The sequence below is a fragment of the Verrucomicrobiota bacterium genome (genome assembly GCA_016200005.1).
In the GTDB taxonomy this organism is placed as follows: Bacteria; Verrucomicrobiota; Verrucomicrobiia; order Limisphaerales; family PALSA-1396; genus PALSA-1396.
On sequence record JACQFP010000016.1, the window covers coordinates 1 to 12,851 of the forward strand.

8 protein-coding genes are annotated in these 12,851 nt (G+C 56.8%); 6 read left to right on the forward strand and 2 right to left on the reverse strand.

Translation table 11 applies throughout. The annotated features are described in order from the left end of the window. The coding region (ltrA, locus tag HY298_04760; protein ID MBI3849588.1) for a group II intron reverse transcriptase/maturase at window positions 1-1,567 on the reverse strand (1,567 nt) is incomplete at its 3' end. A gap of 836 nt (window positions 1,568-2,403) precedes the next feature. On the opposite strand from ltrA, the gene HY298_04765 reads away from it, so the two are divergent. From HY298_04765 to HY298_04790, 6 genes are all read left to right on the forward strand, one after another. Beyond that, on the forward strand, window positions 2,404-3,765 hold the full coding sequence (locus tag HY298_04765) for a PQQ-binding-like beta-propeller repeat protein (protein MBI3849589.1): 1,362 nt from the start codon (window positions 2,404-2,406) through the stop codon (window positions 3,763-3,765). A 314-nt stretch (window positions 3,766-4,079) separates the two neighbouring features. Continuing rightward, a complete protein-coding gene (locus HY298_04770; protein ID MBI3849590.1) occupies window positions 4,080-5,792 on the forward strand; it encodes a TolC family protein in 1,713 nt (570 codons plus the stop codon). Continuing rightward, entirely contained in the window at window positions 5,776-7,740 is a 1,965-nt protein-coding gene (locus HY298_04775) for an HlyD family efflux transporter periplasmic adaptor subunit (protein MBI3849591.1), read from the forward strand. Before HY298_04770 ends, HY298_04775 begins: the two co-directional genes overlap by 17 nt. Before the next feature lie 26 nt (window positions 7,741-7,766). Further along, window positions 7,767-8,453, forward strand: coding sequence for an ABC transporter ATP-binding protein (locus tag HY298_04780; protein ID MBI3849592.1), 687 nt, complete (start codon window positions 7,767-7,769; stop codon window positions 8,451-8,453). Then, window positions 8,440-9,768, forward strand: a complete 1,329-nt coding sequence (locus HY298_04785; GenBank protein MBI3849593.1) for an ABC transporter permease — start codon at window positions 8,440-8,442, stop codon at window positions 9,766-9,768. Before HY298_04780 ends, HY298_04785 begins: the two co-directional genes overlap by 14 nt. Window positions 9,769-10,065: 297 nt before the next feature. Beyond that, a complete protein-coding gene (locus tag HY298_04790; GenBank protein MBI3849594.1) occupies window positions 10,066-11,385 on the forward strand; it encodes an MFS transporter in 1,320 nt (439 codons plus the stop codon). 52 nt (window positions 11,386-11,437) lie between these two features. Here HY298_04790 and HY298_04795 read toward each other — a convergent pair whose 3' ends face one another. Then, on the reverse strand, window positions 11,438-12,826 hold the full coding sequence (locus HY298_04795) for an MFS transporter (GenBank protein MBI3849595.1): 1,389 nt from the start codon (window positions 12,824-12,826) through the stop codon (window positions 11,438-11,440). Window positions 12,827-12,851 lie beyond the last annotated feature (25 nt).

The window sequence follows — 12,851 nt, forward strand, 5'->3', positions numbered from 1 at the left end:
TTCCAGACCGACTACATTCTTCTGTTCCATAGGTGTCCTGAGGGTTGTGCCGCCATCGTGTGATGGCAGCAGGTTTTTTTGTCCCCCTCAGGATGCCTTTTTTCCACCCCCCGCCGTCCACAACTTTTGGAAATTTCTCTCGGCGGCGTTGCTCGAAGTATTGTGTGTAGTGTGGATCGTAGGGGTTTGCAGCCCCAATGATTTTAACATGGCGACGGATTACGGTGCTGGTGGCCGAGTAAAGGGCAAGCACTTGGCTTGTGCCTTTCTCCTTGGTGAGCCGGACGCTGAAGATTCCCTTTCCAACCGCTGCCGAGAAGTACTTGTGCCGTCTCCAAGCAGCGGTCTGTTTGGGGTGGCGTCGTTTGGCCCAGCGCAGTAGTTGCCAGAAGACGTGATTGTCCAGCCGGTTGAAGGTCCGCTTGGAGGCTCCATGTCGGTAATAATTGGCCCAACCCCGGATAAGCGGGTTGAGTTGGCGAAGGAGCTCTTCTTGGGAGAGTCCCAAGGCGGAGTTGATACAGAGGCTGATTTTCTCCCGCAAGGCTTTCACGTTACTCTTTGCGGGATAGGTCAGCAGTTTGTCCCCAAATTTGCGCACGGTGTGCCCCAGAAAGTTGAACCCTTTATTGATGGGGGTGATGACGGTCTTTTGCTCTGAGAGTTCCAGACCTCGCGGATGGAGGAAGGCCGCCAGTGCGGGTTTGACTTTCTGTTCGAGTAGTTCCTTGGTTGCGCCCGTCACGATGAAGTCATCAGCATAACGCACGAAGTTGACTTTATCGCCCGTTTTGGATACGGCTTGGCTGATGGCCTTCTGCATCCCGTCCAGCGCGAGGTTCGCGAGGATGGGTGAGATGACCCCGCCTTGGGGCGTGCCTTTACAGGTCGGAAACAAGTGTCCCTTTTCCCAGTAACCAGCCTTGAGCCATTTGCGGAGTGTCTGCTTGTCCATGAGGACATGGTGTCGCAGCCACTCATGGCGGATTTCGTCGAAGCAGGCTTTGATGTCGCCCTCCAGCACCCATTGGGGTGAGCACTGGCGGGAGAGCACGTTGTGAACGTGTCTCAGAGCATCGGCACAACAGCGTCCTTCACGGAAGCCGTAGGAGTTTGGATCACCCAAGGTCTCAGCTACGGGCGCGAGGGCCAGCGCGTGGAGTGCTTGCATGGCGCGGTCGTGCAGGGTGGGAATGCTCAACGGGCGAAGTTTGCCGTTCTTCTTCGGAATGTAGATCCGGCGTAAGGGTTGGGGTTTGTATCCATGACGTTTGAGGTTGTCTGCGGCTTGGAGTTTCTGTCTGTCAGTTTGCCATGTTACGTTATCTACCCCGGGCGTTTTCGCGCCCCGGTTGGTTGTCACTCGCCGCACCGCCAGTAATTTGGCGGCACGCGAATGTGTCAGCAGCCACTGCAAAGCCGAAGCCCTGCGGTAGTTGCCGAATTTGATTGCCTTGGCAATACGCACTTGCAGCCGTCGCACCTGTGACCAGAGGGCTTTCCAATGGATGTCCTTCCAGTTCCTTGGCAGGTCGAAAGACGCATCAGTTCCGGGAGGAACTGTCATTTGCTTTTCTTTCTTCACGATGGTTCTGCTTGTTTTCTTGCCAGGAGAGACCAGACCGACGTGGGCGTATCCAGCGCATTACACACCGGCATTGGCTTCTTCGGTCGTCTCCATGCTACGGCTCTTAACCCGCCTTGCGGTGAGGTCTGCCCGGTGCGAACCGGGCGAGCGCGCAACTTTTCCATGTTCCACAACAATCCCGAGTGGATGATTTAGGTTCGCCCTCTACACCGGCAGTGCTGCATTCGCGTCGGGTCATGTAGGAGTGTCCGAACCTGACTGCTCACCTTTTGGTGCAAGCCTGACAGTCTCTTTGGCTTGTCAGTCTTTACGATGCTTGCGGGCGTTCATTTTGTTTTAACCGTGTCATCCGATTCTGGTGCTCCCCCGAATTGAGACTCTCAGGTTCGCACCAATGTCCGGAAGGCTTCAGACCCAGAGACGCTGCGCGTCTTGCGCCTGCTTCCGTAGAATACCTGTGGCGAAACACAGGGCTTAATCAAGAGCTGTCCATGTTAAGCAGTGATTGTTGTGACTTCATGTCGCACCCTGCGTCAGACTGAACATCCAAACGCCTTGCCCGCCTCGTGGCGCTGTCCCGGTTAACCAAGGACGTTGTAGGAGGTTTTTCACTCGCAACGCCCGGATCGCCTTCGGTCATGGATGCGACTGCCCCAGCTATGTCGCCCCGGTTTATTCAGGAAGTCTGCTGTGAGGTCAACACCCTTGCTAACGCGACGCAGATTGTTCAATACTCTTCGTCCGTGAAAGCTGCCGCAACCTTCCATCGCCGCCTCTGGTTCGCCCGAACTTTGTTGCTGCCCACCTGCTGGCTGATGGTTTTGTCCGGGCGTTGCGCCGACACTACGGGCGAAGATTGGCCGCGTTTTCTAGGGCCGCGCGCCAATGGGATTTCCGCGGAGACAGGCTTGCTGGATAAGTGGCCGGAGAGTGGACCGCCATTGCTTTGGGAAAAAAGCATCGGCACGGGTTACAGCGCGCCTTCCGTCCGTGGTGAGCTGTTGGTGTTGCACCATCGCTTGAAGGACGAAGAAATTGTGGAGGCGTTTGAGGCGGCCACCGGCAAACCAGCCTGGCGTCACGCCTACCCCAGCAAATTCATCGACCCCTACGGTTACAACAACGGCCCGCGATGCACTCCGTTGCTCACCTCGCCCCGTGGAGTCACCGAATCCCAAACTCCACAGGGCGAAGATCGTTGTTACACTTTCGGCGCGGAAGGCAAACTGGTCTGTCTGGAACTCCAGTCCGGCAAACTGATCTGGCAGCGCGACACCGGCATCGATTGGCACGTGCCCGCGGCTTTCTTCGGCGTTGGCAGCACACCGATTCTCGAAGGCGACCTGTTACTTGTGATGGTGGGCGGCCAGCCGAACTCCGGCATGGTCGCATTGGATTCAAAGACAGGAAAAACCGTTTGGGAAAGTGTCGGCGAAAAAAACTGGCAGGGCCAGCCGATGATCGGCTGGCCCGGCGAACGCAAGGTGAACTGGCCACGTTGGGAAAAGCAGGCCAGTTACTCCACGCCCGTGGCCGCGACGATTCACGGCAGACGACACGTTCTGTGTTTGACGCGACAGGGGTTGGTTTCGGTTGATCCCAAAACCGGTGAAGTGAATTTCAGTTTCTGGTTTCGATCGCCCGCCAACGATTCCGTCAACGCCATCAGCCCTGTCGTGGTGGATGAACTGGTTTTCATTTCCGGAGCGTACTACAAGGTCGGTTCGGTGGTATTGCGCGTGAAGCCCGACGGCAAAAGCGTGGACGAAGTCTGGCGCGGCACATCGCTGGAAATCCATTGGAACACGCCAATCTATTACGACGGCAATCTCTACGCTTTCAGCGGTCGCAACGAACCGGACGCGCGCTTTCGCTGCGTCGAATTCAAGACCGGCAAGGTGTTGTGGGATCGCGATGAAAGCTGGCCGCCCCACAGCACGCCGCAACCGAAGGTTTACGGTCGCGGCTCAGCGATTCTGGCCGATGGAAAACTGATTGCGCTTGGCGAAGGCGGCTTGCTCGGTTTGTTCAAGTTGAACCCGAAGCAGCCTGAAGAGATCTGTCACTGGCAGGTGCCCCAACTGCACTATCCCTGTTGGGCAGCGCCCGTGTTGTCGCGAAAGAGACTTTACTTGCGCAGCGAAGACCGGCTGATCTGTCTCAGTCTGGCAAAGTAACGTTCGCGTTCCACCTCAAAGGCGTCCCGTCGGCCGCCCCGAATCGATGCCCTGTCGCCGCGTGAGGATTCGAGGTTTGATCGGTCAAATGGGGAGCAGCGCACGGTCAAACGCCGAATGTGGCCATGCTGAAACCATGCTGAAACCATTTGCAAGGCCCGGGGTTTAAGATACGATGCAACAATCGTTGCGACCCGTTTGTGATGAGTTGTGACCGTCTTCGGTTGAAGCCGAAAGTGCCACCGGATGACGCAGAGTGCAGGCGCAAACTGGCGCATGAGTTGGTTCACAAAAACTGGTTTACCGCGATTACGATGACCGAGCGAACTATCTGGGCACTGTTGCTTGCTTCCGCTCTCCTCCTGGCTGGTTGCTCCTCCGCGCATTATCGAAAATCAGCGGACCGCGAAGCTTACCGCACCATCGCCGAAAAAACGACCCGCGTCAAAAACATGGACAAACACTTCACCATCGAGCAAACGAATACGGTATCGCTCGGAGGTCTGCCCATGATGACGAACGTCAGCGAGTTCCTTGGAGCCGATGACCACAAGGAAACGGGCGCGCACGTTCTCTCGCTGGAAAAAGCCCTGGAGATTGCCACGAAACAGAATCGCGCCTACCAGTCGCGCAAAGAGACGTTGTATCTCTCGGCCTTGAACCTGACCCTGGCGCGACACCGGTTCACTCCCATCTTTTCAGGCAACGGCAGCGCCCGGATCATCGGCCAGACGGAACAGGCGGTGGATGTCATCGTGGACCCCATCACGCAGGAACCTAAAGTACTGCTCAGCGACAATCTCGTCGAGCAACGACGCGTGACTGCCAACGGCAACGTCAATGCCAGTTGGCTCATCCGTGACCTTGGCCGCATTACCACGTCCTTCACGACTGACTTTCTGCGCTTCGTCACGGGTGATCCGCGCACACTGACGTCGTCCCAGGTTGGCGCGACGTTCTTCCGCCCGTTGCTGCGCAATGCGGGCTTCAAGCAGGAAATGGAGAACCTGACCCAGGCCGAACGTGATTTGCTGTACGACCTCCGTGATTTCGTGCAGTATAGAAAGAGTTTCAGCGTGCAAGTGGCCAGCGCCTACTACGCTGTGTTGGGCAACCGGGACGCCGTGCGAAACAGCTATCTCAACCTGCAAAGTTCGCGCAAGAACGCGGAACGCACGCGCGAACTGGCCAAGGAAGGGCGTGTGACCCAGTCCGATCTCGGTCGTCTCCAGCAGCATGAACTGGCCGCCGAACGCGACTGGAACAACGCCATCCGCAGCTATAAACAAACACTCGATGACTTCAAACTGAATCAATTGGGTATTCCCGTGGACACGCGGCTGATTCTGGACGACAAGGAACTCGACGCATTGGAAATCCGCGACCCCAAAATCGCCGTGGAGGAATCGATCAGCGTGGCGCTGACCGCGCGGCAGGATTTTAAGAATTTCAAAGACCGTCATGACGACACCCTCCGGCGCACTGCCTTGGCCGCCAATTTTCTGAAGCCGCAACTCGACCTTGTCGCGTCGGCCGGGTTCAACAGCAAACAGGAGAGCGGCACCGGATTTCCCGTGCCGGACATCAATCGTTACAACTGGAGCGCCGGGCTGAACTTGGATCCGGGATTGGATCGCAAGGCAGAACGCAACGGCTATCGGACGGCGTTGATCAATGAGCGGCAGGCCGAACGCGCGCAGGAGCAGCAGGAGGATCAGATCAAGCTGCAGGTGCGCGATAGTTGGCGGACGCTTGACCAGGCCAAACGGAATTACGAGATCAGCGAGATCGGTGTCAGACTCGCAGAGCGGCGCGTGGAAGAGCAAAACCTGCTCGCCGAACTGGGTCGCGCCAAAGCCCAGGACCAGGTGGACGCGCAAAACGATTTGATCAGTTCCAAGAATCAGCGCACGCAGGCGCTGGTGAGTCACACGATTGCCCGGCTGCAGTTCTGGGTCAACCTGGGCATTCTCTACATCAAAGACCAGGGCCAATGGGAGGAAATCAACCATGCCAATTCCAAATAAAATTCTAACCTTCATCGAACAACAACCGCGCTGGCGCATTGCCGCCGCCGTTCTCATCCTCGTACTGGCCGTCGTTTGGATCAGTAGCAGCGGCAAGTCCGCCAGCAAAGGCGCGACCTTCACCGCGCGACGCGGCCCGCTCGACATCAGTGTGCTCGAAGGCGGCAGCATCCAGGCGCTCGAATCGCAGGAGATCAAATGCGAAGTGCGCGTAGGCTATCAAGGCACGAAGATTTTGAAGATTGTGGAAGAGGGCTACCAGGTCACCGAGGAGGACGTGAAGAATGGCAAGGTGTTGGTCGAACTCGACTCCTCGGACCTGCAGAAACAAATCGTTCAGCAGGAAATTCAGTACCAATCCGCCGTGGCTTCATTGACCGACGCGCAACAGGGTTATGACATCCAGTTGAACCAGAACATCAGCGACATCAAGGCGGCGGAACAGAAGGCGCGTTTCGCGCGCCTGGACTTCGATAAGTTCCTTGGTGCCACCGTCGCGCAGGACGTTGTGGAGCAGCTTGGCTTGGAAACGGAACTGGCGGCGGAACGAACCAAGTCCTTCGAAAGCGTGGGTGAGCCTCCCAAATCGTCGGCCTCGCCGGTCCAAACCAACAACGCTCTCCTCGTGGCGCGCGGCGTTGCAAGCGACACGCTGCCGGTAATACAACTGGCCGGAAGCACCGAAAAAAAACCTGCGCCACTTGCGGCGGCATTACTGCTCCCCACCGATCCAACTACGAAACCGGCCAGGCCGCAGATCACGCCGAATGTGGAACCAACCGCGCCCGCCAACGCGCCGCCCAAGCCCATCGTCTTTGATTTTTCCAAATACGCGACCATTGACGCGTTGGGCGACGGTGAGGCGAAGCAAAAGCTCCGCAAGTTCGAGGACGACCTGCAAGTCGCCCAGAAAGAATTGGGCCAGGCCAAATCCACCCTGGAAGGCACCAAACGACTTTTTGACAAAGGGTTTGTGACCAAGACCGACCTGGCGCGTGATGAAATTGCCTACGAAAATGCGCGACTCAAAGTTCAGACCGCGGAAACCGCGCGCGACCTGTTCCTGAAGTACGATTTCACAAAGTCGGCCGAGGAGTCGTTATCGAAGCACGCGGAAGCCATGCGCGAGCTGGATCGCGCGAAGAAAGCGGCCGTTTCGAAGCTGGCCCAGGCGGAAGCCCGATTAAAATCAGCCCAAGGGCAATACAACGTGCAGTTGCGTCAGCGCAATGACCTTAACGAACAGGTGGAGAAGTGCATCTTGAAAGCGAAGAAGACAGGGCTGGTTGTTTATGGCGCCGGCGGTGAGGAGATGTATTATTACGGCAATCAGGAACCCATCCGCGAGGGCGCCACGGTCCGCGAACGCCAGGCCATCATCACCATCCCCGACATGACCCGGATGTCCGTGAAGGTGAAAATCCACGAAAGCTACATCAAAAAAATCAAGAAAGGGGAAAAAGTCCGCATTACGGTGGACGCTTTTCCCGACACAATTATGGAGGGAGAGGTCACCAAGGTCGGCGTGCTGCCCGATTCCCAAAACCGGTGGATGAATCCCGACATGAAAGTCTATCTTACCACCATCACCATCAACGGGACGTACGACTGGATCAAACCCGGCATGAGCGCGAAGACCGAGATTCTGGTGGATCATCTTGATGATGTGGTTTACGTGCCGATCCAGGCGGTCGTGCCGAGCGAAGGCAAACAGATCTGTTACGTGGTTCGCGGCTTCAAGCCGGAACGACGCGAGGTCGAAATCGGACAGTTCAACGACGAGTTCATTGAGATCAAAAAGGGATTGAAGGAGGGCGAAAGAGTTTCGCTTCGCGTTCCCGAAGGGACCGAGCCGGACACCGGCGAGAAAGAGAAGAAGCCAGGCAGCGACAACAACGGAAAACCGAAGCCAATCGAAAAGGCCGCGCCACCAGCCAAAGTGGGTTGAGGCAAAAGCTCAGCGCAAATCCACCAATGCCCTCGCCCATCGTTCACTTTGACAACGTCCGCAAGACCTACCAGATGGGCCTTATTACCGTGGAAGCCTTGCGCGGCGTTTCGCTTGATATTCAGGCGGGTGAATACATCAGCATCATGGGACCATCGGGCTGCGGCAAATCCACGATGTTGAACCTGCTGGGCTGCCTCGACCGGCCCACGTCCGGTCGTTATCTGCTCGGCAACCAGGACGTGTCGCAACTGGATGACGACGCCCTTTCGACGGTTCGCGGTGCGCGGCTCGGCTTCATCTTCCAATCCTACAATCTGATTCAGCAACTCACCGTCTTGGAAAACATCGAGATTCCACTTTATTACCAAGGCCGCCCCGAAGATGAGAGCCGGACGTTGGCGAAAAAGTTCGCCACGCTCGTCGGGCTGGAAGATCGGACCAACCACAAGCCGTTCGAGCTTTCCGGCGGCCAACAGCAGCGGGTGGCCATCGCGCGCGCCCTGGCCAACGAACCCTTGATCATTCTGGCCGACGAACCGACCGGCAACCTTGATTCCGCTTCGGGCGTCGAAATCTTGAAAATCTTTGACGACCTGCATGCGCAGGGGAAAACCATCATCCTGGTCACGCACGACGGGAACATCTCGCGCCACGCCGCCCGCGCGATTCGTCTCCGCGACGGCGAAATCGAAAGCGATGTCCGACACTAAATCCATCTTTCATTTTATTCGACACGACTTTCTGAGTTCGCACTTGAAGCGCGTCGTGCGGCTCGGCGTCAAAAGCCTTTGGCTGCATCGCTTGCGGTCGCTGCTGACAGTGCTAGGCATTGTGTTCGGCGTTTGTTCTGTGATCGCGATGCTGGCAATCGGCGAAGGTGCCAGCTTCGAGGCGCAAGAAACGATCAAGAGTCTTGGCAGCCAGAACATCATTCTCCGCAGTGTCAAACCGCCGGAAGAGCAGAAGGTTTCCGACAAGGGCAGCCAGAGTTATGTCCTGCAATACGGCCTGACCTATAAGGACATTAAACGGATCAAGTCCACGATTCCCGGCGTTACCGTCATCGTTCCGGGCCGCATCATGCGCGAGTACGTCTGGAACATCAGCCGCCGTGTCGATTGCGAAATCATGGGCACCGTTCCCTGGTATCCCCAGATGCGCAACCATCGCGTCGCTCGTGGTCGCTTCTTCACCGAAAACGAAATGGACGACAAAGCCAACGTCTGTGTGCTCGGCGCCGGAATGGTGAACACGCTTTTCCCGCTCGATTCGCCACTCGGCAGACAGGTCCGCGTCGGCGGCGATTATTACCAAGTGATCGGCGTCATGGAACCGAGCGGCAAAGTTGCTAAGGCGGACGAAACTCAGGACAACGTAAAGCCCGCCGCCAATCGGATGTTCATCCCGTTGGAAACGGCGAAGACCCGTTATGGTGAAGTTTTGCGGAAGGTGCGTAGCGGGAGTTTCGAGCAGGAACGGGTGCAGTTGCATGAGGTCACCGTTAAAGTCGCCACCCCGGAGCAAGTTCGGGCGGTCGCCGACGCCATCAAGGGAGTCATGGAGCGTAACCACAAGAAAAAAGACTTCGACATCATCGTGCCGCTCGAATTATTGAAGCGTGCGGAGCGCACCAAACAGATTTTCAACATCGTGCTCGGCTCGATAGCGGCGATTTCGCTTCTGGTGGGCGGCATCGGCATCATGAACATCATGCTGGCCAGCGTGACCGAGCGGACGCGCGAAATCGGCATCCGCCGCGCGCTCGGCGCGAAGCGACGCGATATCATCGTCCAATTCCTTGTGGAAACCGTCATGCTGTCCGGGGCGGGCGGACTGCTGGGAGTCGTCCTTGGAGTGATCATTCCCTTTTTGGTCAGCTACTTTGCCGGCATGGTTACGATCATCACGCTCTGGTCGCCGCTCGTCGCTTTCTCGATCTCAGGCTTGGTAGGCGTTATTTTCGGACTTTATCCTGCCTTCCGCGCGGCGAACATGGACCCGGTGGAGGCCCTGCGTCATGAATGACCCGGGTCCGCAAGCGAGACTACTGCTTGACTTGTGATACAGACATTTTGAGGCCAAGCTTGCACCCCGCTTATATCCCGCTCCTTGATGTGTGTTCCGTGCGAAACTCTCAGTCTGCGCAGTGAAGACCGGCTGACTTGCTTCAAACTCGGAACACTTGAACCTCCGTCGTCTATTTTTCTGGCGACCCCGCCGAACACATAACTTGACACGCGCCGTGAATCTTTCTGAGAATGAGGTCGTGCCCGCAATCAATCGACTGTCGTCACATTCATTTCAACCAACGAACCAGACCACATGGAAACTTCAGCAATTCAGAAAAGAAATATATTTGAAGGAGTGACCGGCTATCATTGGCTGGTGGTGGTGATTGCTTCCTGCGGTTGGTTGTTTGACTGCATGGATCAACGGCTATTTGTCCTGGCTCGCGAATCGGCCTTGAAGGAACTGCTCGCCAATGACGCGGCCGCGCTGCTCGCACTCAAGAAATACATCGGCTATGCCACCACTTCGATGATCCTCGGCTGGGCGACCGGCGGCATTTTCTTCGGGATGATGAGCGACAAGATCGGACGGGTCAAAACCATGGTGGCCACGCTGATCGTCTATTCAGGATTCACCGGCCTGTCGGGATTTGCGCAAAGCTGGGTTGATTTCACGATCTACCGCTTTCTCGTGGGACTGGGAGTTGGCGGCATGTTCGGAGCGGCCACCACCCTGGTGGCGGAAAGCGTGCCGGGCCAGTTTCGATCCGTCGCGTTGGGGTCACTGCAGGCGCTATCGGCGACCGGCAACATCATCGGGTCACTGATCAGTCTGCAGATTCAGCCGGGTGCGGCGAATTTCCTGGGAGAATTCTCCGGGTGGCGCGTTCTTTTTCTTGTTGGAATCCTGCCCTCGCTTCTGGTCATTCCCATCATCTTTGTGTTAAGAGAACCAGAGGCGTGGAAGAAGGCAAAGGCCGAGGCCAAGACGGGGCATGGGCAAAAAAACGTCGGCTCTCCATTGGAACTCTTTCGTGATGTTCGCTGGCGACGGAATACCATTGTGGGTTTGTTTCTGGGCATTTCGGGCATGATTGGACTTTGGGGCATTGGTTTCTTTTCACCGGAATTGATTTCCACTGCGTTGAAAGGCGCGCCGCAAACGACGATTGACAGCGTGCGCGGTTGGGGCACGGCACTCCAGGATGTCGGCTCGTTTCTCGGCATGATGACGTTCACCCTGGTCGCTTCCTTCCTGAACCGACGCGTGGCGTTCCTCGGCGCATTCATCCTCTGCCTTGGCGCGACGATGTTCGTGTTCAATTCGCTGAACTCGGCATCGGATGCTTATTGGATGCTGCCGATGATGGGTTTCGCGCAGTTGGCCGTCTTCGCCGGATACTCGATTTATTTTCCCGAACTGTTTCCCACGCGGTTGCGCGGGACCGGAGTGGGTTTCTGCTACAACACCGTGCGTTATCTCGCGGCACCGGCACCGACGCTGCTCGGCTATCTGAGCACCGTGATGTCATTTCGGACCGCCGCGATGGTCATGTCGCTGATCTACCTCGTTGGAATCATTGCCTTGATTTGGGCGCCGGAAACGAAGGACCAACCGCTCCCGGAAGGCTGACAGCCATGCGGAAAGTGGACGAGCCGTGGTTTTTTTCCGAAACCAACAAACGTCAGTCTTCCGGCAAGGGCTGTCCTCTGGTTTCCGGCGAGAAAGGTAACGTCAGCAAGCCAATCAAAAAGACTGAGCAGAGCGTCAGACCGGCGTAACGCAACGGCAGCGGGTCAGGATAACCGCTGAAAACCTTGCTGGTGAGGAGGCCAAGCGTCAACGGACCCAGAGCCGCCACAAAACGGCCCACATTGTAGCAGAAGGAGGTGCCTGTGCTCCGCAGCCGCGTGGGAAACAGCTCGGGAAAATAAATCGCGTATCCCGCAAAAAGAGAAAACTGACAGAAGCCCATAATTGGGATCATCCAAAAGATGTCGGTGATGTCATCCAGCAACCAGAATCCACCCGCCGTGCTCAGCATGGCCAAAATGAATGCAATGGCGAAGGTGGGCTTGCGGCCAAGGCGCTGAGCCACCGGACCGAAACAATACAAACCAAAAAATGCACCGATGTTCATCATGATCAAGCTGACTCCCACCCAGACGCCGAGTTTCCCCGAAATGACTGCCGGGGAGAATCCCTGCGCCGCAAATGATGCGCGAAGCACGAAGCGGATCAAATCGAGACTGAAAAACAAGATGCCCCACAGGCCGACGACGCCCACAAACGCCAGAAGAAATCCGATGATGGCGTGCTTTCGCCAGCGCGGATTTCCGAACAACTCGGAATACGAACCCATTTTCTTGCCGCTCTTTAACTCCACGATGGCTTTCCAGCGTTCCGGTTCTTTCAATCGCCGCCGGATCAGGACTGCAAGCATCGCTGGCACGGCACCGACCACGAACATCCAGCGCCACCCGTTCGCCTGCGAAATGGTGCCAGCCTGTTCGAGATACCCGATGCTCATACTCACGAGCGCGGCAGTGACGTTGCCCACCGTCGAAAGGGCCTGTAGCAAGCCCAGCGCGTAAGGGCGCGCGCGGTCCGGCATCACTTCGGCCACCAGCGCCACTCCGACGGCAAACTCCCCGCCCACACCCAGGCCGGTCACAAACCGGTAGATGGTAAAATCCCAAAAGCCAACCGAGAGGGCGCTCAAGCCCGTGCAAAGCGAATAGATTAAAATTGTGAGCAACATGGTTTTCGCCCGGCCAACCCGGTCGCCCATGATTCCAAAAGCCAACCCTCCGGTCGCCCAGCCCATCAGAAAAATGGAGGTGGCATATCCTCCATACTCGGCAATCTGGCGCATGTCGCCAGTGCCGAGCAATTCGCGCATCGCTGGAACGCGAGCCGCGTTGAATAGTTGCTGATCGAGACAATCAAAAAGCCATCCCAAGGCAGCCATCATCAATACGAACCAGTGATAACTATTCAAAGAACGCCACCACGGTGCAGAATCAGGAAGCGTCGATGGAGCAGCAGCGGCTGGAGGCAGATCAAGGTTCATCATAGTTGCTGTGAAATTTTGAGCG